General features: G+C 51.6%; 20 protein-coding genes and 1 pseudogene. 5 read left to right on the top strand and 16 right to left on the bottom strand.

The features are described 5' to 3' along the window. Positions 1-51: 51 nt before the first annotated feature. Positions 52-2889, top strand: coding sequence for a TolB family protein (locus tag BM040_RS18185; protein ID WP_092104549.1), 2838 nt, complete (start codon positions 52-54; stop codon positions 2887-2889). A 212-nt stretch (positions 2890-3101) separates the two neighbouring features. Here the strand turns inward: BM040_RS18185 and BM040_RS18180 are convergent, their stop codons facing one another. The 3 genes from BM040_RS18180 to BM040_RS18170 form a co-directional block, all read right to left on the bottom strand. Further along, positions 3102-3677 carry a hypothetical protein gene (locus BM040_RS18180; RefSeq protein ID WP_092104547.1) on the bottom strand — a complete coding sequence of 192 codons (576 nt, stop codon included), beginning with the start codon at positions 3675-3677 and terminating at the stop codon, positions 3102-3104. Positions 3678-4069: 392 nt separating this feature from the next. Further along, entirely contained in the window at positions 4070-5914 is a 1845-nt protein-coding gene (locus BM040_RS18175; protein ID WP_092104545.1) for a PLP-dependent transferase, read from the bottom strand. A 229-nt stretch (positions 5915-6143) separates the two neighbouring features. Beyond that, on the bottom strand, positions 6144-6644 hold the full coding sequence (locus BM040_RS18170) for a YkgJ family cysteine cluster protein (protein WP_139217849.1): 501 nt from the start codon (positions 6642-6644) through the stop codon (positions 6144-6146). A gap of 234 nt (positions 6645-6878) precedes the next feature. On the opposite strand from BM040_RS18170, the gene BM040_RS18165 reads away from it, so the two are divergent. Beyond that, complete coding sequence (locus BM040_RS18165) at positions 6879-7541, top strand: transmembrane-type terpene cyclase (protein WP_092104541.1); 663 nt, start codon at positions 6879-6881, stop codon at positions 7539-7541. A gap of 8 nt (positions 7542-7549) precedes the next feature. Here the strand turns inward: BM040_RS18165 and BM040_RS21610 are convergent, their stop codons facing one another. Continuing rightward, on the bottom strand, positions 7550-7729 hold the full coding sequence (locus BM040_RS21610) for a hypothetical protein (protein WP_139217848.1): 180 nt from the start codon (positions 7727-7729) through the stop codon (positions 7550-7552). Positions 7730-7861: 132 nt separating this feature from the next. Between BM040_RS21610 and BM040_RS18160 the strand changes: the two genes are divergently transcribed. The 3 genes from BM040_RS18160 (at position 7862) to BM040_RS18150 (ending at position 10189) form a co-directional block, all read left to right on the top strand. Beyond that, the gene (locus tag BM040_RS18160; RefSeq protein ID WP_092104539.1) at positions 7862-8800 is read left to right on the top strand and encodes a DUF808 domain-containing protein; all 939 of its coding nucleotides are present in this window, start codon (positions 7862-7864) and stop codon (positions 8798-8800) included. A 169-nt stretch (positions 8801-8969) separates the two neighbouring features. Continuing rightward, entirely contained in the window at positions 8970-9572 is a 603-nt protein-coding gene (locus BM040_RS18155) for a TetR/AcrR family transcriptional regulator (protein WP_092104537.1), read from the top strand. An 83-nt stretch (positions 9573-9655) separates the two neighbouring features. After that, positions 9656-10189, top strand: coding sequence for a YceI family protein (locus tag BM040_RS18150; protein WP_092104535.1), 534 nt, complete (start codon positions 9656-9658; stop codon positions 10187-10189). A gap of 84 nt (positions 10190-10273) precedes the next feature. Here the strand turns inward: BM040_RS18150 and BM040_RS18145 are convergent, their stop codons facing one another. The 12 genes and pseudogenes from BM040_RS18145 to BM040_RS18090 all read right to left on the bottom strand — a co-directional run. Beyond that, a complete protein-coding gene (locus BM040_RS18145) occupies positions 10274-10576 on the bottom strand; it encodes a hypothetical protein (protein ID WP_092104533.1) in 303 nt (100 codons plus the stop codon). A gap of 422 nt (positions 10577-10998) precedes the next feature. Beyond that, positions 10999-11457 (bottom strand): YybH family protein, encoded by a 459-nt coding sequence (locus tag BM040_RS18140; protein ID WP_092104531.1) that lies wholly within the window; start codon positions 11455-11457, stop codon positions 10999-11001. Positions 11458-11537: 80 nt separating this feature from the next. After that, positions 11538-12086 carry a glycine zipper domain-containing protein gene (locus BM040_RS18135; RefSeq protein ID WP_092104529.1) on the bottom strand — a complete coding sequence of 183 codons (549 nt, stop codon included), beginning with the start codon at positions 12084-12086 and terminating at the stop codon, positions 11538-11540. A 192-nt stretch (positions 12087-12278) separates the two neighbouring features. Beyond that, a complete protein-coding gene (locus tag BM040_RS18130) occupies positions 12279-13034 on the bottom strand; it encodes a class I SAM-dependent methyltransferase (protein WP_092104527.1) in 756 nt (251 codons plus the stop codon). Positions 13035-13042: 8 nt separating this feature from the next. Then, positions 13043-13495: a hypothetical protein gene (locus BM040_RS18125; protein ID WP_092104525.1), complete on the bottom strand. Its 453-nt coding sequence runs from the start codon at positions 13493-13495 to the stop codon at positions 13043-13045. 255 nt (positions 13496-13750) lie between these two features. Beyond that, complete coding sequence (locus tag BM040_RS18120; RefSeq protein WP_092104523.1) at positions 13751-14956, bottom strand: sensor histidine kinase; 1206 nt, start codon at positions 14954-14956, stop codon at positions 13751-13753. After that, positions 14946-15518 carry a chemotaxis protein CheB gene (locus tag BM040_RS18115; protein ID WP_092104521.1) on the bottom strand — a complete coding sequence of 191 codons (573 nt, stop codon included), beginning with the start codon at positions 15516-15518 and terminating at the stop codon, positions 14946-14948. Before BM040_RS18115 ends, BM040_RS18120 begins: the two co-directional genes overlap by 11 nt. After that, positions 15518-16348 carry a CheR family methyltransferase gene (locus BM040_RS18110; protein WP_092104519.1) on the bottom strand — a complete coding sequence of 277 codons (831 nt, stop codon included), beginning with the start codon at positions 16346-16348 and terminating at the stop codon, positions 15518-15520. The genes BM040_RS18115 and BM040_RS18110 overlap by 1 nt, the downstream gene beginning before the upstream one ends. Further along, positions 16338-20387, bottom strand: a complete 4050-nt coding sequence (locus tag BM040_RS18105) for a response regulator (protein WP_092104517.1) — start codon at positions 20385-20387, stop codon at positions 16338-16340. Before BM040_RS18105 ends, BM040_RS18110 begins: the two co-directional genes overlap by 11 nt. 192 nt (positions 20388-20579) lie before the next feature. Then, the gene (locus BM040_RS18100; protein WP_092104515.1) at positions 20580-20831 is read right to left on the bottom strand and encodes a hypothetical protein; all 252 of its coding nucleotides are present in this window, start codon (positions 20829-20831) and stop codon (positions 20580-20582) included. 62 nt (positions 20832-20893) lie between these two features. Further along, positions 20894-21148 (bottom strand): hypothetical protein, encoded by a 255-nt coding sequence (locus BM040_RS18095; RefSeq protein WP_092104513.1) that lies wholly within the window; start codon positions 21146-21148, stop codon positions 20894-20896. Positions 21149-21265: 117 nt separating this feature from the next. Next, positions 21266-22138 (bottom strand): annotated as a pseudogene (locus BM040_RS18090) (prephenate dehydrogenase); the annotation flags it as partial. Between the last annotated feature and the right edge of the window lie 266 nt (positions 22139-22404).

Raw genomic sequence — 22404 nt, 5'->3', positions numbered from 1 at the left:
AGCACCATTCCTGCGTTCGAAGTTTATACTTAGGGAGTAAACATCAGGAGTATGCGCAAGGCCGTCACGTTCTTTCTTAGCTTTCTTCTTTTTACGCTACAAGCTTCTGCTCAGGAGGAGATTGGCCTCAACCCGCCGTCCATGGAGTGGCGGCAGATTGATGCGCCAGCCGGCAGAATTATTTTCCCGAAAGGACTCGATTCGATGGCCTTCCGCGTCGCGGGTATCATGGCCTGGCAGCAGCGCCACGACAGCAGCTTGGTTGGCACCGGTCGAACCAAACGCGTTACCACCATTCTGCAGAACCAGTCTGCTATGCCGGCAGGCTTTTCCACCCCAGCGCCCTGGCGAAACGAGCTATACCTGACGCCGCCCCAAAACCTGTTTACCGGTCCCACGCCCTGGCTCACGTATGTCACCGCCCACGAGTACCGCCACAGCCAGCAGTTCCATATGGCCAACCGGGGAGCGGCGCTACCTTTTAAGGTATTGATGGGCCAGACAGGGTGGCTGCTGAATGCGCTGGTCAACCAGCCTCTGTGGTTCCGGGAGGGGGATGCCGTGGTCACAGAGACAGCTTTAACCAACGCCGGGCGGGGACAGTTGCCGCGTTTCCATATGGAGACCCGCGCGCTGCTTTTGTCCGGCCTCAGGTATGGCTACGAGAAGTTTAATTACCCTTCCTCTTTCAGGGATTTCGTTCCGAACCCGTACCGCCTCGGCTTTTACATGACCAGCAAGGCCCGCCAGGATTTTGGCAATAGCATCTGGCAGGAGGTGCTCTACTATACCCATCATCTCCTGCCTGTGTATGCCTTTTCCCGCAGCTTAAGGAAGCACACCGGCCTGAGCCCTGAAATGCTCTACCAAGAAACCATGCAGGAACTGGACAGCCTTTGGCAGCAGACGGACGAGCGTATAAACCTGACACCGGCGCGGGTAGTCTCTAAGCCCGGCAGAACGAACTACACCAATTATCGCTTCGCACACTACCTGCCTGACGGGTCCGTGATAGCCCTGAAGGATGCCCTGGATGAAATCAGAACTTTTTACCGGATAACGCCTGACGGGGAAGAAGAGAAACTGTTCCCGTACGGTGTGTATACCGAAGACCATATCATGTTTTCAGGTGCCGGGGAGTTGATCACCTGGGCTGAGGCCGCGTTCGATGAGCGGTGGGTAAATCAGGATTACTCCATTATCAAGACATACAACGTGCGCACCGGCAAAACCAAAAAGCTTACCTCCAAAACCCGGTACTTTGCGCCGGCATCCTCGCCCAACGGGAGCAGGATTGTGGCCGTGCACATCGATAAGTCCGGACGGAACTCGATTGTTATCCTCGATGCCGAATCCGGAGAATGCTTGCAGGAGTGGCCTGCTGCAGTGGGCACGCAACTGGCGCAGCCGCGTTGGTCGGAAGGAAACAGCATCATAGCCCTGGAAGTAACTGAAGAAGGAAACCGGCTTATCGAAACAGACGTCGAAACCGGCATAACGGAGGTTCTGCTGCCTTTCACGGATGTGCCTCTATCGCGCCCCTACCCCTTTGGAGAGTACGTATACTTCTCCGGCGGCTACACGGGCATCGATAACATTTACGCCTTTCACCAGCCTACTGGAAAAGTATACCAGGTTACTTCCGTGCGGTTCGGGGCTTACGAGCCAACTGTTTCACCTGATGGCAAAAAGCTGCTTTACAGCAGCTATACCGCCCGCGGTTACCAGCTGGAAGAAACGGACCTGAACCCGCAGCTGTGGAGCGAGCTACCTGCGCATCAGGTTTCTGAAAATCCTTTCCTGGCACCACTTCCCGCAGCGGAGAAGCAAAACCTGGCTGCCACGACTTTTCCTGCCGACTACCAGGTCCGTAAATACCGCGCGCTGACTGATGGCTTGCTAAATATCTATGGCTGGTTCCCGACCTTTGGCAACAACCAATACGGTGTTGAGTTCTATACCCGCAACCTGATGAGTACCCTGCGCGGCACGATCGGGACTTTTTACAATACAGACGAAGATGCGCTGGGAGCAAAGGTGAACCTGGCCTATGCCGCTTTTTACCCCATTCTGGATGTAGAGTATGGCCTCCGGACGCGCCGAAAGGCAGAGATACGGGAAGCCAATGAAGCGGACGTAAGAGACCAGGAGTGGACGGAAAGGTATGTTTCAGCCGGAGCCAGAGTACCGTTCCGGCTCACGCAAGGGAAATACCACACCAATCTGGAAGTGGGGGGAGCACTTGCGCATTACGATGTAGCCTTTGACGAACCTGACGGTCAGGAAAGCAGTGCTGACAGGCTGGACTTCAATAGCTTCCGCAGCACCCTAACTTTTTCTCGACTGTTGCAGCGGGCGCGCCAGCAGGTACAGCCGCGTTGGGGGCAGGTCGCCAGGTTTGAGTATCAGAAAGCATTTGAAGATGTTCCGGAGCGAATGGTGGCTGGCGGTGCGCTATTCTTTCCCGGTTTCGGCCGGACACACTCCTTTAAACTCCGGGGGGCCTGGAAAAAGGAAGCAGTACAGCAAACGTATCGCTTCGCCGATGATTTTGTGATGCCGCGCGGGTATAAGCCTGACCCTTTCCGGGAAATAGCGGTAGTGTCCGCTAACTATGAATTCCCTGTCTGGTACCCGGATATCGCATTGGGACCAGTGGCTTTTCTGCAGCGTTTCCGCACCAATGTTTTCTACGACTACTCCGATGTAAGATTAGTAGCGCAGCAGGGGAATCTGAATAGCACCGGAGCAGAATTGCTCATCGACCTGCGCTTCCTGCGGCTGTTTTCCACGACCCTCGTCTTCCGATACAACCATACTTTTGAAAGCCAGTTAGCAGAAACTATGCCCTTTCAGTTTTTGGTAACGCGTTTCGAGTTGGCGAATTAAATTAAGTTGTAATCATCTTCAGGCCAGTGGATTGGTAGAAGTGTTGGTCTCAAATCTCAATCAGGTAACATTCGTTTCGGTTTGACACTAGCCAAAGTATAAGCCCTGCAGATGTTATATATGAAGGGCTTTTTTATTCAATGCTGTTTTGCATCGTTGGTGAGAACACCAACAATGGCTTTAAAGAGCTTCAGGCTTATGATTATAACTCTTTACATAATGGCTGAATCTTTTTTTGAAGCTTTCCTATCGGCTTCTTCTATAAGCATCTTTAAGTGACTTTTAACTTTTAAAGAATCTTCATAAGACCTCATTAAGACCCACTGTCTCTCTACTTGGTAGATTTCATTCTCTGAAGTATAAGGCTTAATTAAGCGAATAGTATTATCAAATCTTCTTATAATATCTCCTACCTTCAGCCTAAGAGTTAACCTAAACGCAAAATATATTATAATAAAAAAATTGAAAACATATAAGAATACAGCTCTATTGGAGATTTGCACAAGATTAAGCTGCTCAATTGAGCTTGGATCTTCTATGTAGGTAAGGACTGTTAAAACAGAAAAAAGGATAAGCAGCATTAAAAAATGTAGATCAGTTGAGTAAGGAAGGTTTCTCTGCGCCGCATAGCTGTAGAGAGAATTTCTTAATCTGTAATTCTGTTCTGTGATTCGCTTAATCACCCAGCTACTACCTTTTTTGATTATTGGAATTACTACAAAAAGGATGAGAGAGGCTATAATGCTAGATACAACTCCTACTACAATTTCTCTAGAAGTGAAATTCATATAATTAAACTTACTAATGACTTTATTACCCCTAATACTACAAGTTATAAAAAAATAGTTTTACTTCTATATTGCTTTATAGGTATAAATGAAAACAACTCAGTCAGTCACCTACTCTTTCCACCCCTGACACAAGCGGACGCTCGCGCTACGCTATTCGTCAAGTTTATACTTGCCTTGGAGGATCTTCCGACCTGTTCCAAAGTATGAAAAGGCTCCAGCAAGTATAAAGTACACAAGGAGGAAGTATAAATTCAGGGACCAAGGCAAATTATACTTTGTGAGCTTCCAACTGTTATAGCCTTAAAACGCCGTTAGCCGCTACATCACATCGCCTAAGCGGGTAACACACTGTTTCAATTGGTTCTGGTACTACACTACCACCTCCAGCCTTACATCTGCTCTACAAAGTCTTTGAACACTTTTTTATGTAGTTCCAGATCCAGATCGGGAGACAGGGATACCCGGGCAATGTAATCTTTGTCAGCTTCCTTGGTCGTTCCTTGCGTGGAGGTGGCAGGTATCGTCCAGTAACAGCCCTTTAGCTGGCCATAGCTCACACAGTATTTACTTTCATGGGGGATTTGACTGATCATCATGTTGATCAATTTATCATTTAACGCCCGCTTGTAGGTTTCTCTTTCCTCATGCGTATTCCCCTTCGTAGGTAGATCCAGTGAAAACACGGACGGCGTAAATCCTTCTTTTGCCAGTTCCTCTGAAACAAAGTTGATCTTCGCCTCCGGCAACGTATCTTTTATAAAGTTTACAAACTCGCGCGTGTTCCTGTAGGCATCTGCAATCCTTTGGTTCATGGAAGGCAGTTGCTCTGCCAGCATCTCTACCTGATGGTCCGTCGCCTCATTATCGCAAAGCCTCAGGTGCTTTTCAATCTTCTCCAGCAAGGCTTCCGCCTTTGCATTTGCTACACAGTAACCGGCTGTCGCTTTTCCGCCACTCGGGAATTTCGATCCGCTCACGTACGAAATGGTCCTGATCGAAGAGAGAATCCCGTCTTTGCTTACAAATTGTACATTCGGGCAGAAGGTCTGATCCAGAATGAAAACCGGGTCAACCGCAACATCGCCGGCGGCAGTTCTACGCGCTTTGCTTAGCACCTCCCTTAACTTTGCAAGATCCGGAACCTCGACTCTCGGGTTTGTCGGGATCTCAGCAATAATATAGGGCACGGCATCCTGGCGAGCGATTTCCTCCAGCACCGTATCTATACTTCGCACCATCTCATGTTCCCCATCCACCAGCAGGTCCACTATTTCCACATTATCCAGAGCGGCAGCTACCCGCCTTGCCTGGTCGTTTGTGCCGCCATAACAGTTTGGCGGAACAACAAATTTGATGGCTTTTCCCGGGTGTTTTTCCAGGGCCTCGTGAACAAGGCCCATCATGATCGCATACTGCGTAGACAGCCCGGAGGAACCAAGCAGCGCTTTCGTAGCTGTGCCGGTAATTCCTTTTATCAAGTCCTGAACCTGTGCTTTGTTAGCGGCGGCATTGCCCTTCTCTTTATCGGAAGAAGGCTTTCCAACCAGCTGCTGCAGGGCAGCGAAACAATTGGCCGGCGTCATGGCAATGCTCTCTCTCCTTCTTACATGCTGAATTTCTGAGATGTAGCCTTTGTTCTCCTCGCCATTTACCAAAATTATACTTCCGAGCTGCGCATGCACACTCACATAAAAGTCAATTTGAGGCGTAAGGGTAGCGTGCCCCACTTCATCATCCTGTGAATAGAAAACAGTGCTGCCGTCAAACGCAGAAACCTCCTCTATTTTATCAACATGCTCTAAGTCAAACGTATAGCCATACACACGCTTTAGTACTTCCGCGTCAAAAAAATCGGGTAAGGCACCGGTATACACGATGCGGGTGTTCTTCTGCGCCAGTAAGTTTTTCCTTAGCACGGCCAAAACAGGCATCGTCCGGGAGGAGAAGCTGATGACATGATCCGGTTTTAGCCCGTGTAAGCTGGCAATGGCCCACTCGAGCACCGATGATAAGGGGTGGCCCAACCGGATGTAATCGAAGGCAGTGGGTAAAGCACTGAGTGCAGCTGTCTCCGCATTACGGTCTTTAAACAGGCTTTCAAACTGCTCCAGGAATTCAGTTTTCGCCAGTTGTTCCTTATAAATATCCAGTCGATGCGTTGTTAACCTCAACCAGTCAGCTGGCATGTTTTCTAACACATCCTCAATATAACTCAGCACTTTATTGTCTTCCATAATAGTTGTATTGCGATAAGCCCATTAAATAAGCGGCTCAAATTTACTTTAAAAATGCCACACCACATTTGTTATGGCGTGGTGCTTTGGCGCGTTACTACCACTCCCAGTTGCTTCCCTCTAAACCCCCACACCAGGTTTTATGTTCAAGTAGTCGGCATACAAGCGGGATTGTCGCAGTAAAAGTAGTGATAAGGTTAGGTCACTGATTCATCTGCCAATTCTCTATTTAGAGTATAGGTACGCCAAATCTTTCTGACAACAGACTATCAAGCTGCTCGAGATCCGATTTCAAATCTATGTGGTTTTGCGTTAATGATGCGGGCTCGCTTTTTTGAAACAGGTTTTTCAATCCGACCATTTTGAAGTAAAAGGATTGGTATGGAAGTTCGATCTGCAGTAGCGCCAGCTTTTCTTCTATAGCGATCCTTCTTTGTTTAAGCTCATCGACTATTTGAACAGCCAAATCAAAATCCAGCTCCTTTTGCTCGACAGATTTCAGGAGTTCGCACTTGAAAAGGGCACATTGTTTCGGCCTTCTGGAATAGATTGTGCAACCATCGCAATATTTTTGACAAGGATGAAGAAGGAACCCTTCCCCATTTCCATTCTCAACATCCACTAAATCTCTCAACACAGGCAACTCTTCCGGGTCGAGCTGTACAAAACCAATCATGGTACCATCGCAACAGCAGCCACAAGCCAAACAAATATTTGTTGAATCACCCATTCTTCATGTTTATATAAATACTTACGCCGCTATCGGTTCTTTTACCAACAACCAGCTACAAAACTGCTGAAACATTACGTAAGCATCTAACATGCTCCTCTTAAACTTTCGGAAGAGCAGCCCTACAACAACGGCGGCAACTAGTATAAGCTGCTAGTGATGCGGCACAAGCGCCGGAACCTGATTACGCTGCAACAGGGAAAAAACCGTTTATCTATACTTTAAACGAACACCATGCTACAGGACCCGCTTCATGTAGACCCCACCGTAGATGTCATCCTGAAGGTAGGCAGTGGTATCTTCTGGTCGCTGACGTACCTGCTCATCCTGCGGCGGGGCTTTCTCGACAAAAGCTACGGCATGCCGGTGGTGGCGCTCTGCGCGAACCTCTCGTGGGAGTTTATCTTCTCCTTCGTGCACCCGCACAGCAAACCGCAGCTCTACATCGATTATGCCTGGCTCGCCCTGGACGCCGGCATTCTGGTGCAGTACCTGACCTATGGAAGAAAGGCGTTTCCGAAGCATCTGCCTGGAAGCCTCTTCTACCCTACTTTCCTGCTCACCCTGCTCCTGTCTTTCCTGTTTATTTTGCTGCTGTCGCGCGAGCTCAACGACCTGAACGGGGTGTATGCGGCCTTTAGCCAGAACCTGCTCATGTCCATACTTTTTGTTCAGCTGCTGCTGAAGCGGAACAGCCACGAGGGGCAGTCGATTTATATTGCACTGTGCAAAATGATTGGCACCGTGTTTCCTTCCATACTGCTATACTTATACTTCCCTCACTCCTACTTTCTGAACCTGCTGTATGTGAGCATCTTCATTTTCGACATAACCTACCTGCTGCTTTTATACTTTAAGATCAGGGCGGCGGGCCTCAGCCCCTGGGCCAGGCTATAAAGTATAAATCAGCAATTTACGCTTGCCTCTACTCTTTCAGGTTTGGAAATAATCACAGCTTTATACTCTGTTTTTACCAGTAGCTTCAGGCGCAGCAGCGGATGGCGAATCTGCAAAGTATAGAGCCCCGGGCGAGGAATCCGGAGCAGCGGCAACTTGTCTAAAGCCCGCCATTCATTTTTTTTCAACGTAAGAAGAAGTCTTGATTGCGATCCTGCTTCTTTCGCTTAATTTAGGATCGTGAAACATTGTGCTGTCACTATACTTCCGTACAAAATGGCAGCACGCGCTAGGTTATACTTTAAACTAAGAAACAGATAATGGCGACAGGTCTTCTCGCTTTATTGGATGATGTGGCGGCGCTGGTGAAAGTAAGCGCAGCAAGCCTCGACGACGTACCGACGCAGGTGGCGAAAACGACAGGCAAGGTCTCGGGCATCGTGATTGATGACACAGCCGTGACGCCCAAGTATGTGGTGGGCCTCGACCCCAAGCGCGAGCTCTCCATCATCTATCAAATCGCCAAAAAATCGCTCATAAACAAGGCGATCTTTCTGGGGCCGGCTGCCCTGGTGCTGGGCTATTTTGCACCGGCGGTGATACCGTACCTGCTCATGCTGGGCGGTGCCTTCCTTTGCTACGAGGGCTACGAAAAGGTCCACTCTATGTTCAGCAAAACCCACGAGCCCACCGATGCCCCAACCGAGGAAATGGAAACGATTACCCCTCAGGAGCTGGAGAAAGAGCGGGTAGGGAGTGCCGTGCGGACCGATTTTATACTTTCGGCGGAGATTATGGCCATTGCCTACGCTACCGTGGCCAACAGCCCGCTGATGAACCAGATTGTGGTGCTAATTACAGTGGCCATCTTTATCACCATTGCCGTGTACGGATTTGTGGCCCTAATTGTGAAAGCCGACGACATTGGCGTGCACATGGCCCAGGATAAATTCCACCCCACTACTCAAAAGATTGGACGCAGCATCGTGAAATCCATGCCGAAGTTCCTGACTATACTGGGCTATGTTGGCACCGCGGCCATGCTGTGGGTAGGGGCCGAGATCATCGCGCACGGGCTGCCGTTTCTGCACCACCCGCTGGAGTCTCTGGAGCATGCCCTGTCCGGTGTGCCAGCGCTGGCCTGGCTGGTGAAGGTGGTAGTGCTGGCGTTGGGAGGCATTTTGCTGGGCGCAGTAATTGCCTTGGTGCTAAACCTGGGTAAAAAACTGTTCAAGCGCCCCGCCGAAAAGGTAGCGTAAGGCAGGGCGAAGCAACTGAGTTTATACTTTGCGAGGCTGTCCGGGAAAACCGGGCAGCCTCGTTTGTTTTGCTCTGGCAGCTATAACTGGCCCGCATAAATTTTTGTTTTATAAGAATGAACCTCTACCTTTGCTAACACTGTTAGGTAAAATAACAGAGGTAATTATAATGGGAATCGCAGAGCGAAAGAAACGGCATAAGGAAGAGGTGAGAGCCTCCATACTTGAGGCAGCCTGGCAACTGGTTGTGCAGGATGGCTGGCAGGCGCTTTCTATCCGTAAAATTGCCGAGGCGATTGAGTACAGCGTTCCCGTTATCTACGACCACTTTGCCAACAAGGAGGCTATCCTGCTGGAACTGACCAAGCAGGGTTTCCAGCAACTGAACCAGGAACTAATAAAGGCAAAGAACCAGGCTAACACCCCTGAAAAGCAGATTGAGGCCATGGCTTATGCCTATTGGAAATTCGCCTTCGACAACGTGGCCTATTACCAGGTGATGTATGGCCTGGGCATCCCCTCCTGCGAAACTGTGAACCAGATCAGCGAGCTGAGCACCTTCAGCGATTTGATCCTGCAACCGGTAAAGGAGCTTATTGCCGCTGGAAAGCAACCAAATACGGATCCTTTTCTGAAATTACATACGTTCTGGTCCATGCTGCACGGCCTGGTCTCCATAAACATGATGGGAAGCGGCGAAGACAAAAGCGACCTGAACCAGTTAGTGCTGCAGGATTTTATCCGCGGCTTTGTAACCGGTATGAAATCCTAATTTTTTTGTCTTTACACCTAACAGTGTTAGAAAACAGAACACTATTAGATTTTAATAATTAAAACAATTAAGTACGAATAAGAATGGCAACTACAAAATGGTCTCTGGACCCAACCCACAGCGAGCTTGGTTTTAAAATTAAGCACCTGATGATCTCTAACGTTACCGGCAAGTTCACTGAGTTTGAAGCGGAAGCCGAGACGGAAGGAGACGACTTTACAAACGCAAAAGTGGTGGCAAACATCAACCCTGCCTCTATTGATACCAGCAACGAGCAGCGCGACGAGCACCTGCGCAACGCCGATTTCTTTGCAACCGACCTGCACCCGAACATGAAGTTCGTGTCTACAAAGGTGGAGCGCGTGGATGACGAGACCTTCAACCTCTACGGCGACTTGACGATAAAGGAAACCACCAAGCCGGTGAAGCTTTCTGTAGAGCACAACGGCATCGCTACCGACCCTTGGGGCAATGTGAAGGCCGGTTTCTCTATCAGCGGCAAGATTAACCGCAAAGACTGGGGCATTAACTACAACGCAGCCCTGGAGACAGGTGGCGTGATGCTGGGCGAAGAACTGAAACTACAAGGCGAGATACAGCTGGTAAAGCAGGCCTAAAGCCAGTAAATCCGATTCTATACTTTGCGAGGCTGTCCGGGAGAACCGGGCAGCCTCGTTTGTTTTAGAAGTATGGCTGCGGCCTTATCCCCGCTCAATCACAATATACCTCGCCGAGAAACCATTGCTTTTGTAGAGCAGCTGCAGGGCCGTAATCAGCGAGTTTATACCGGAGCTTACCGTTCGCCTGATGCCTAGGGGCTGCAGGTAATTGGTGTAGCCGCCCCCGCCCGACCTGCTTACAAACCTCCGCGCCTCGACCTCCTCTACCTCAGCCAGGGGTTTGGCCAGCATCACCCGCCGCATATACGGCAGCGCCGACTTCATGCTCTGGTAATCGGAGAAAGCGTAGAGGCGGCAGTAGGCGTTCAGCTTAACGGAGTTCATGGGGCAAAGATAGCGTGCTGTGCTATACTTCTAAACGCATGTTGCGATATAGTTAGTTGGGCCTGCGGCCCAGTCGGATTACAAATCCGACCTTATAACAAGGCACGGGTTGCAAACCCGCGCCAGCAAGTGGGGTGGGTTTATACTTTGTAGGGTCAAGTCGCGCCCTGTCCGCGCGGGGTCAGTAGCTATGAAACTTATACTTTGGAAGTGGCAATTACAGACTCCCCTCCTTGGCTAAGGAGGGGCCAGGGGTGGTTGGACCCGGTAAATGCAAAGCTCCCACCCCTGTTTTCAGGGGAGGGGTAGGTTAAGCGCAAAACCGAGGCCCCCAAAAAGAAAAGCCACGCAGGCTGCACCTGCGTGGCTTCGGGAAATTATACTTTGTACTAGTATACTGAACCGGGTAATGCGTTTAAAGTTTAGTTATTCTTCACCTGCACAGGCAGGCCTTCCAATTGGGCGTAGCTTAGTTTCCACTCGCCTTCTTTATTTTTCTTCCAGAGAAGTATAAAGTTACCTTCCCCAATGCCGCGCAATTGGTCCTGGTTGGTAGGCAGCACATCCACCGAGAACGTACCCGCTTCGTAGGCTATCTCGCCGTCCACGCCGGAACTGACCACGTTGGTTTTCAGATCGGTGATGGTGCTGTAGGTGTCTTTTACCCATTTGTTGGCTACCTCGGTTTTACCCATAAAGTGAACCTCGCCCTGCAGGAACTGTACTTCATCGTCCAGGTAAGAGATTACCTTCTCGGGGTCGTTGCTGTTCCAGGCGCCAATAAACTCCTGGTTCAGGCTTCGAATGTCTACCTTCTCCTCGGCCGGCGAACACGCGGCAAAGAATACGGCAAAGAACAGGATATATGCATAACGTTTCATAGGTCTGTTGTTAAAGTATAACATGGGTAAGTATGGCTTCCGCAGCAGGCGTAATACCTGCCGCAGAAAACCGTTTATACTTACCAGCTCTTCCTTCTTACCTCAGAAGTATAGTATGGCTTGGATGGGTTGCCGAAGTCCGGGTTTGGCAGGAAGCCCATGCTGATGATTGGATCCTCCATCACGTTATATTCGGTGTATGGGGCCATGTTCTGGGCTACCAGCGCGTGTTTTACCGGCTCGGCGGTTGCTTTGGCCGGTGCAGGCTTGCTAACTGGGGCAGTAGACCTGGATGCTACCGTTCTGGTATTTCTGGCCTCTGCGGCACGGTTGGCTGCGGCAATGCGCTCTGCCTCGGCGGCTCTCTCTGCCTCCTCAGCTTTCCGCTTGTTGTCGATGCTCTTACCGATAACGTATCCGGTGCCACCACCTACTACGCCACCTACCACACCGCCCACTACGCGGTTCCGCTTATGAATAATCGCACCAGCCGTAGCACCGGTGGCTGCTCCAATCACAGCGCCCTTTGCCTGCGGGCTAATTTTCTTTCTTTCCTGCGCCTCAGCTGCCGAACTCAGTAAGATCGATACTATAAAGACCAGACTGAAAATGTAATTTACCTTTTTCATAATACGTGCTTTAAGGTTTATAATTTGCAACGTAACGATGATGGTATAATTACAAGTTGTATGCCACAACAGGTGCAGGCATTCTACTGCAACCAGCAACCTACTGATTAACAGTAAATTAAAAATTTAAATATTTTATTATCCTATGCATCAGGAGGCTGAGGATAGAATGAGTCTGCAGAAGTACAGGCTTTATTTTGCAGCTTTGCGGAACATGATGAAATGTTGCCTTGGCAGGAAATCTTCCTTCCGGTAAAGTATAAACCCGTTGGCTTCCAGCTCCTTTTTCACCTGGGCGGCGCTCATCTTGTGCAGCTCCTTCACGTTCAGGTCGGGGTCTTCGGCGCGGTACTCCAGTAGCAAAAGTATGCCATCGGGCTTCAGTGCCCGGTAGATGTCCTGCAGCACCTCGCGGGGGTATTCCAGTTCGTGGTACACATCCACCATAAAGGCAAGATCCAGGGAGTTGGCGGCAAGGTTGGTGGTTTTGGTGCCGCCTTTCACTACCTCCATGTTCGTCAGGCCCAGCTCCTGCTTGCGCTCCTGCAGGGTTTTCACAAAGGCATCCTGCACCTCCACGGCGTATACTTTGCCCTTGGGTACTTTGGGCGCAATTTGCAAGGTATAAAAGCCCACGCCAGCCCCGATGTCGGCTACCACGCTGTTAGGCCGGAGCTCCATACTTTCGATGGCCTGCTGAGCATGATCCTCTTCCTCCCTGGTCTCGCGTGCCAGCCACGCTCCTCCTGCCGGACTGATCATGGCGGCAATTTCACGGCCCATGTATACTTTGCCCGTGCCCCCGCTGCTTGGTTTTTGGTAGGTATACTCCCCGGTTACCTGCTGTTGCTGCTGCTGGCCCTGGCACGAAGTATGAATGCCCAGGCAAAGCGGCAAAAGTATCACGTATAACCAGGTAATTCCTTTGGCTGCGGCGGCTTGTGGCATGGTATAAATCAGGTTAGTTTTTCAAGGCGCTGTGTCAGGTCGTCTATCAGTTCTTCGCTCCACCTGCTGGCTATGTCTTTATATTCTTGTGTATCCCAGCGCTGCAGGTACGGTTTCTCGAGCCAGGAGGTGTTCTTGTCCGGGCCCACGGTATAGCTGCTGTATTCCAGTTTAAAGAGTACGTCTTTGGTCAGATCAAAGGTTTCTACGCCGGGCTTCTGGAACCCCTCCAGGCGCAGCTTCAGGCCCAGTTGCTGCACGTTGCCCTTCTCCACGCTTATCACCTCGTCGGCGTCAGATGCCGGGTCTTTGGTCCAGGTGTCGATCACCCGCTCCAGCCCGAAGCTATCGAACAAAGGAAGTATGGGCAGGATGCTCTGGTGGATTTGCTCTGCCAGGGCTGGAAGAATGGTATTATAAAGGTGCTGAATAGCTTGCTTATCGCGGGTTGGTTGTTCCATGGGTTGAGGTAGTATGAATGAAGTATACTTATGAGTTGCTGGCTGCCTTAATTTTTACGGAGTTATACTTGCAGCAGCCGTTAAGTTCGGCTTGGGTTTTTCCGGATTGGGGAGGCAGGGTTGCAGGGTATATCGACCTGAGTTAGAATGTGTGAGTTGGGTATACTTTCCCGGCTACAAACGAGGAGAAAAGGCAGGCGCAAAACCGCCTCCCCTGCAAGAACGCAACAAAGAAGATATCAGACTAAAAGCGCTTTACTTGAGGTAGAGCTTAAACTCGGTACCGGTCCCTAATTCACTTTCAAGCTCAATTTTGCCGTCGCAGTTTTCCACGATTCTTTTTACAATGGCCAGCCCGACCCCGGTGCCCTCCACATGGGAGTGCAGGCGCTTGAACATGCCAAACACCTTTTCCTGGTCCTGCTTGCGAAGGCCTAGCCCGTTGTCGCGCACCGAAAGCAGCGTATACTCCCCTGCCACGGAGGTCGTGATCCTAATCTCGGGCCTGCGGTCCAGCGAGCTATACTTGATGGCGTTGGAAACGAGGTTGTAGAGTATGCTGCGCAGGTTTTTCCGGGAGAACACCATTTCCGGCGCGTCCGAGAAGTCATCCACCACGGTAGCGTCGTAGCGCTTGATAAGATCTTTGATGTGGGCTTTCACATCCTCCAGCAACTCTTTGAAATTTACGGTTTCAGGCGCCGCCACTGTATCCTGGTGCTGTAGCTTGGCTACTTCCGTTAAATCCAGCAATGTGCTCTTAAACCGGCCGATGGCATCGTTCACCATATCCATGATAGGCATTACCTGATCCAGGCCCAGCTGTTTTTCCTCAAGCGTCTCCTGAAGGGCAACCATCAGCCCCTCGATGTTATTGATTGGGGCCTTCAGGTCGTGGGAGGCGGTGTAAACAAAGTTATCAAGGTCTTTATTTACTTTGATGAGCTCGCGCGTGCGTTCCTCTACCCGCTCCTCCAGCAGTTGGTTAAGGCTCTGGGCTTCTATGTTGGCGCGCTCCAGCTCTTTCTTCTGCACGTAAAAACGCACAAAGGCCTCTACCTTCGCCTTGGTAATAAAGGGGTGCAGCGGCTTGAAGAGAAAATCAACGGCACCTGCCTCAAAGCCCTCTATCACGTGTGCCTCCTGCTCAGAGATGGCGGTAACGAAGATAATCGGAATATCGCGGGTGCGGGAAATATTGCGAAGGTAACGAGCCACCTCGTAGCCGTTCATGCCGGGCATCTGCACATCCAGCATGATGAGCGCCAGCTCTTCCTGCAGGGCTATCTTCAGTGCCTCCTCGCCGGAGTTTGCAAACAGGTAGGTGATACGGTCATCCTCGTCCGAAAGCAGACTCTCCAGGCTGACAAGGTTTTCAGGCTTGTCGTCTACCAGCAGAACCTTCACCGGATGCAGGTTGGTGTGCATCATCAACGGTTTTAAATCGTGCTCAGTGTTCATGTAAGGAAAGCAAAAACTCCTTTATGCGCGCTACATTCATTACTTTACAGCCAGGTACCCTGTCAATGGCCGCCTGTGGCATAACGGCCACTTCGGCTTCGGCAGGGTCTTGAGCTATGGCAATACCTCCATTGTCAAAGATATAGCTTAATCCTGAACTTCCATCCTTGCTGGCGCCACTAAGGAGCACACCGACCGTATTTTCAGCAAAAACGTCGGCCGCACTCGTAAAAGTGACGTCAATGGCAGGGCGTGAGTAGTTCTCCAGCTCCGAGTCGTCGAGCGAGCACGTATGGTCCCGCTCAATAAGTACGTGGTAATTGGAGGGCGCCAGGTATACGTGTCCCGGAAGTAAGGGCTCTTTGTCCTCCACCTCCAACACCCGCAGCCGCAGCTTTTTGTCGAGCAGCTCCTGCAGGTTTCCTTCCTGGTTGCGCAAACGGTGCAGCACCAGCAGAATAGGAATGCTGTAATCGGCGGGCAAGCCTTCCAGAATAGAAAGGGAAGCCTTGATTCCGCCCCAGGACCCTCCGATAGCCACCAACTTTAACCTGGGCTCCATCAGTTTGTTTTGCGGTATATGCGGTTATTCTTATCCACGGCTACGTAGTTGCCGCTGATGCTTGACATGATCAGGGTCTCTTTTTTGCCCAGCCCCAGGTATCCCAGGCTTACGAGGCTCTCGTCGAAGAGGCGCAGCACGCGGTCCTGTAGCTGGCGGTTAAAGTATATCAGCACATTGCGGCAAATAATCAGGTGAAACTCGTTGAAGGAGCTGTCTGTAGCCAGGTTGTGCGGATAAAAGACCACGTTTTTCACCAGTTGCGAGCTGAACTTAACACTGCCATAGTTGCTGGTGTAGTAGCTGGAGAACTCGCGCTTGCCCCCGGCTGCATAGTAGGCCGATGTATAGGCCGCCATGTTAGAGGCCGAAAAGATCCCCTCCTTGGCCTGCATCAGCACCTTCTGGTTAATATCGGTGGCGTAGATCTTGGTGCGCCCCAGCAATCCCTCCTCCTCTAAAAGTATGGCCAGCGAGAAAAGCTCCTCCCCTGTAGAGCAACCGGCATCCCAAATCTTAATGAAAGGGTAAGTGCTCAGGATGGGCAGCACGTTCTCGCGCAACGACAGGAAAAATGTGGGGTCACGGAACATCTCCGTCACGTTCACGGTTACCTCCTGCAGAAAATTCTCAAAGAAAAAGCTGTCGGAGAACAGTTTCTCGCGCAGCGCATCCACGCTTTGCAAGTGCTTCTGCCCCAGAAAACGCTTTATCCTGCGGTAAACCGAGGCCCGGGCATACCCGCTAAAGTCGTACCCGTACTGGGTGTGAATCTCCTCAATCAGCGCCTCTACCTCCTGCTCGAAGAGCTTTTCATACTCAAGCTTCATACAACCAAACCCGCATTAAGGTCAGTAACTTATCTGTATCTACTGGCTTTGGTATATAGTCAGAAGCACCCGCTTCTATGCATTTCTCTCTGTCTTCTTTCATGGCCTTTGCTGTGAGGGCGATAATCGGGAGTTGCTTAAAACGAGAGATTGCCCGAATTCGTTTTGTGGCTTCTATACCGTCCATCTCCGGCATCATGATGTCCATCAGCACCAGGTCCATATCTGGCTCGGCGTTTAGCTTCTCCAGCGCCTCGCGGCCATCATAGGCGGCCTCCACCTCCATGCCATGCAGTTCCAGCAGGCTGCTCAGCGAGTAAATGTTGCGCACGTCGTCGTCCACCACCAGCACCTTCTTGCCGCGCAGCACCTCCTCCGGCACATGCAGCTTCATCTTAAACTCCCGGCCGTGCGGCAGCTTCTGGTTCACCTTGTGCAGGAACAGCTGCACCTCATCGAGCAGGCGCAGGTAAGAGTACTCGTTTTTGATGATGATTGTGTTGGCGAACTTCTTCAGCTGCGCCTCTTCCTCCTTGCTCAGGTCTTTACCCGAGTAGATGATGATCGGAATATCGGCCAACCCGTTCTGCGACTTGACTTTCTTCATCCAGTCGTAGCCTTTCATGCCCGGCAGGTTCAGGTCCAGGATAATGCAGTCTACTTTCTGCTTGGCCAGCACCTGCTCTGCCTCCTCAGCCGAGTAAGCGGAGGTAGACTTCAGCCCATGCGCCAGCAGCAGCTCGGCCACCGCCCTGTTCTCTATCTCGTTGTCCTCCACAATAAGGATGTTCTCTATCTTATCTCCGGAGTTTTGCACAATGGAGCTGAAGGCCTTGTTCAGCATCTCGAGCGTAACAGGCTTGGGCAGGTACTCCTCGTTCTCGGCGTGCTCGCCCAGCACTTCCCTGTCGTAGGCCGACATCACGTGCACGTTCAGGTGGCGCAGCTCCTTTGTTTCGCGCACCTGCTTTAATACATCCCACCCGCTCATGTCCGGCAGCTGAATGTCGAGCAGCATGGCATCAGGCTTCTTCTCCAGCGCCATTTTCAGGCCTTCCCTTCCGGTATGAGCCTGGTATACTTCAAAGTTCTTGGCCTTGGCAAAATCTGCCAGAATATCGCTGAAGCCTCTGTCATCCTCTACAATAAGCACCTTGATGTCCTGCTTGTCCTGGCGCTCCAAGTCCAGCAGGATTTGACCCACACCCTGGCTCTTCTCCTGGGTGGTTTCCTGCACCGTGGTGGCTACAGACGTATGTGCAACCGGCATGACCACAGGGGCTGGCTCTGGCTTTCTGCCATTAACCTGCTGCGGCACCCGCGGCAAGTATAACGTAAAGGTGCTGCCCTTGCCCGGCTCACTTTCCAGCATCAGCTCGCCGCCTAAAATCGTGGCCAGTTCCTTGCTGATGGTGAGCCCCAGGCCAGTGCCGCCATACTTGCGGGTAGTAGAGGTGTCCGCCTGCTGGAAGGCCTCAAACACGATTTCCTGCTTGTCCGCAGGGATGCCAATGCCCGTATCTCGCACCGAGAAGGCCAGGATGTCGCTATGGTTACGCAGGTGCTCGGAGCGGAACTTGCGCCTGTCTGCTACCGGTGAGACGGAGTACGTTACCTCTCCCCCTTCGTCGGTAAACTTGAGGGCATTGCCGATGAAGTTGCGCAGAATCTGCTCTAACCGGAAGCGGTCGGTAACGATGCTTTCGGAGCTGCCCGGTTCAATATGCTCCGTAAAGCGGATTTTCTTTTTGGCGGCTACCTCACGGAACAGCGGCACCATGGAAATATCGCGCAGCTTGACCTCTTCGGTATCGAGCTTCACCTTACCCGACTCTATTTTAGATAAGTCCAGGATGTCGTTGATGAGCCGGAGCAGGTCGTTGCCCGATTTGTGGATGATCTGGGCATGGTCTATCTGCTTCTTGGACAGCGTGTTTTCCATGTTATCAGCCAGCAGCCTGGAAAGTATAAGTATACTGTTGAGCGGGGTGCGCAGCTCGTGGCTCATGTTGGCCAGGAAGTCGCTCTTATACTTGCTCACCTGCTCCACCTGCTGCATCTTCAGCTCAATGGCGGCGCGGGCGTCCTCCAGGGCCTTGTTCTTAGCGCCGAGCGCCTCGTATTGCTCTTCCAGCAGCTGCGCCTTCTCCTCCAGCTCGGCGTTTTTCTCCTGCAGCTCCTCCTGGTTCACGCGCAGCTCCTCTTCCGAGGCCTTCAGTTCGGCGTTCAGTTGGCGTAACTCTTCCTGCTGCGTCTCCAGTTCCTCGGCCTGGTTTTGGGTTTCGTACAGGAGCTCCTGCGTTTGCAGATGCTGTCTTAAAGTATAAATCAGAACGGCCACCCGCTCCGAAATGGCGGCTAAAAACTGCTGCTGCAGCTCTGCATACGGGTTCCGGGAGGCAAGCTCCAGTGCCCCGATAAGGGTATCGGCAAAGTATAGCGGCACGATGATCACCGAGGCAGGATGCATCTCGGCCAATCCGGATTTGATTCTGAGGTGCTCAACGGCAACATTTTCCAGCAACTTTACCTGGCGCTGCTGCACGGCCTGCCCTACTTTTCCTTGCCCAATCTCAAAGGCTGGCAGACTGGAGCAGTCCTGCGGCACGCCGTAACAGGCAGCAGGCGTAAGCTTGCCGTCGTTGTGGTGCAGGTACAGTACGCCCGCCTCAGAGCCTGTGTAGTCGCTGATGAAGGAGATGGCCTTCTCAGAAACGGTGTTCAGTGCGGCCTCCCCGCTCAGGCGGCTGTTCAGCTCCGATACCCCGGTAAGTATAAAGTTGCGGCTGGAGCTCTCTGTGGTGAAGCGCTGCAGGTTGATTTTCATATTATGGATGGCATGGCTCAGCACGTCCTCCTCGCTCTGCGCCTGCACCTCCACATCGTAGCGTCCCTCGCCGATAGCCTGCGCCACCTCCGAGAGGTTCACCGTCTTGTTCAGCACCCCCTTAAAGGAAGAGGCCACGCTGCCAATCTCATCCCGGCTTTCCACGTCAATCTCCACATCTACCGCGCCCAATTTGATGCGATCGGCAGCTACCTTCAGCTTTGCCAGCGAGGCAGAGATAAGGTTGATGATGTAAATGGAGAGTGCAGTGGTAAGTGCCGCAATCAGGACAAAGACAAGTATAAGCACGCTTACCATTTGTTGCTTGGCAGAAATGCGGCTGTCTATGTCTGCCCGGATCCGTTCAATCAGGCCACTTTCAGCATCCCGCAGGTCTTCTATACTTTTTGTGAACAGGGAGAAGGTTTTGTTCGAGTCGAAGGCGTTCAGATCCAATTGCGGGCTCGCCTCAATGGCCTGCAGTATGGCCGATACTTCCTGGTAGCTATCCGAGGTGAGCACCTTCTCCACATCATCCATGGCCTGCGTACCAGCCTGGCGGCTGAAGTTGCTCAGGGCTCTGTCGTAAGCCGTTATCTGGGAGCGGATGTTGGCATACTCCTGGTAGGTGAAGGTGCCTGTGTTAATGGCATTGGCCATTAAGCTTCGGGCCCTGCCAAGTTGTATCTTCGCCTCCACCAACTGGCGGAAGGTTTCGAGCTGGCGTGCCAGCACGGCATTGCCCGAGCCGGTGGCGTTATCCTCCAGGCGGTTGAGCAAGCTAAAAATCACGCCGGCGGAGAAGTCGCGGTAATCCTGTACATCAAGCTTCTGCTGGTCCAGCTGCGTCCGGTACTTTTTCAGCTCGCTTATGTCTGCCATTTCCGGCAAGGTGCGGCCCGAGCCCTGCAAGAAGTTTGTCAGCTCCCGCTCGGCGGCATCCGTCTGAAGCCGGTAGTTTTTGGCTTGCAGCAGCATGGTGGTATCGCCGGATACAGCGCCCAGTATGCGGGCGCGCTCGGCCTGCATGCGATGCAGGTAGCTGGAAATCTTCTCAGACTCCTGCAGTTGCACCATCTCCTGTTCCAGAGCGGCGCTTTCCTCCAGTTCAACGGAAACAATAGAAAAAATAAGGTAAATAAGCGGAAGAAGCAGCAGTGAAAGTAAAAGGATGAGCTTGTCCCTGATCTTGAGGTTCCTTATGATGTTCATCTAATGGCTGTTGGTGGTATAAGTACACATGTACCTGCAAGTTAAGAAAACATGTGCGTTTTTCCCTGATCAGGCGGGATTATACGCAGCAACAGCTGCTAAAGTTAGGAATGGGGAAGGCTGCAGGAACTGCAAAAGGATAGCACTACACCAGCAGGGGATGCTGTGCAAAGTATAAATTAGGAAAATATGCTACCAGTCGAACATCTCCATCAGGTCTACCTGCTGGATGTAAGGCTCCAGTGCCCGCTTGCTGATAAAGCCGCGCACCAGGCTGATATAGTTGTTTTCGGGGTTATACCAGATCTCCGCAAAGAAATTGCCAAGGTCGTACAACTCGATGCGGTAGCCTCTCCTGCCACGGTTGGCGATAAAGTTCCCGTGCGCCCAGATGATCTCCAGTCTTCCTGCCAGGGTGTGGGTGTTGAATAGGTTGAGGTTCATGTGCTAGTATACGTTGAGGTTCAGAAAAAAGGATTAGATGTACGGCCTTTGTTACAGCGTTCCTACGAGGCTGCGCGCGGCAGTGCATCATACTCTTCGGGGCTTTCAAAATCCCAGTAAACCTCCAGGGTGGTGGGCCCTTGCAGATAGGCAGGTATGGGAGTATAGATGATAAGTCCGTCTTTCAGCACGTTTTTGCCCGATTTAGCCAGCCGGATGGCCTGCCACAGCAGCCTGTCGTGTATCTCGTTGCGCACCGGGCGCCTGGCATCTACAAACGGACTGCCCTCCTCAAATCTGAAAATTGTCGTGTGCATGGTGGTCGAAGCTGATGGTACAATTCATTCTACGTAAGTTTACAGAATTTAGTATAGTTGTAGGCAGAGATCGTACCAGCCTCATCCTCAGGCAATACATGAACCTTTGGCCATGTGTCAGGAGGCGGGCGTTTTGCTTTTGCCTTCCAGCACCGGCCTGATTTTGTTCGCGTGCTCCATCATTTCGTACAGCTTGTCTGTTTCGCCGTTTTGCAGGTGCTGCTGGAAGCGCTTCAGAATCGAGATGTACTCTTCTATGGCCTGCCCCAGGAAAGCGCTGTTCTGCTCAAAAATAGGTGCCCACATGGCCGGAGAGCTTTTGGCAAGGCGTACGGTGGAGGCAAAACCGCTGCCGGCCAGGCCAAAGATATCTTTCTCGGCCTTCTCCACGTCCAGCACCGTCATGCTCAGCACAAAGGAGCTCACGTGCGACAAATGCGAGATGTAAGCCAGGTGCTTGTCGTGCGTTTCGGCATCCATGAAAACTGTTTGCAGCCCCAGCGCCCCGAAAAGTGCCATAGCTGTGGCCAGCGCCCCCTCCGACGAGGCCTCCCGCTCACAGACAATGTTGGTTTTACCCAGGTATAAATGCTCCAGCGCCGCGGAAGGGCCGGAGTTCTCGGTGCCCGCAATCGGATGGGCGGCCACGTACTGCCCGCGCTTGGGGTGGTTTCGCACCTGCTCGCAAAGCACGCCCTTGGTAGAGCCAAAGTCAATCAGTGTAGCCTGCGCAGGCAGCTGGTCCAGCACGGTTGTGAGCAGTGCGGAAATGGCATTGACCGGTACAGCCAGCACCACCACATCCGATTTACCCAGCGCCTCCTCCAGCGGCAGCACCTCATCCACCAGCCCCAGTTCCAGGGCGGTGCTGGCATGGTACGGGTTTTGATCCACCCCGATGATATTGGAAGCAAAGCCTTCGCAGCGCAGGTCGCGGGCTGCGGAGCCGCCTATCAGGCCAAGCCCGATGATTGTTACAATTTTCATGTTTCTGCTGTGTTTCGGTGTACAGTGGGGATAAACAAAAAAGTCCCGGCAGGGCCAGGACTCAAAGAAGGTTTCGGTGTCAGATGAAAGTCAACAGCAACCCATGCCTAAGTCCCGGGAGAGGCTTATGCTATAATAATAGTAATAGAAGTTGCTGTGCTGTATCATAGTTATCCGGCTCAAGTAAGACTTTTTACAGCATATTACCAAACATCAGCCGCATACTTTTAAAGTATAAGTTTATTTCTATCGGGGATGGGAAAGACTCC

This window comes from Pontibacter chinhatensis, assembly GCF_900113285.1.
Classification (GTDB): Bacteria; Bacteroidota; Bacteroidia; order Cytophagales; family Hymenobacteraceae; genus Pontibacter; species Pontibacter chinhatensis.
This window is presented reverse-complemented; position numbering and strand designations above follow the sequence as displayed.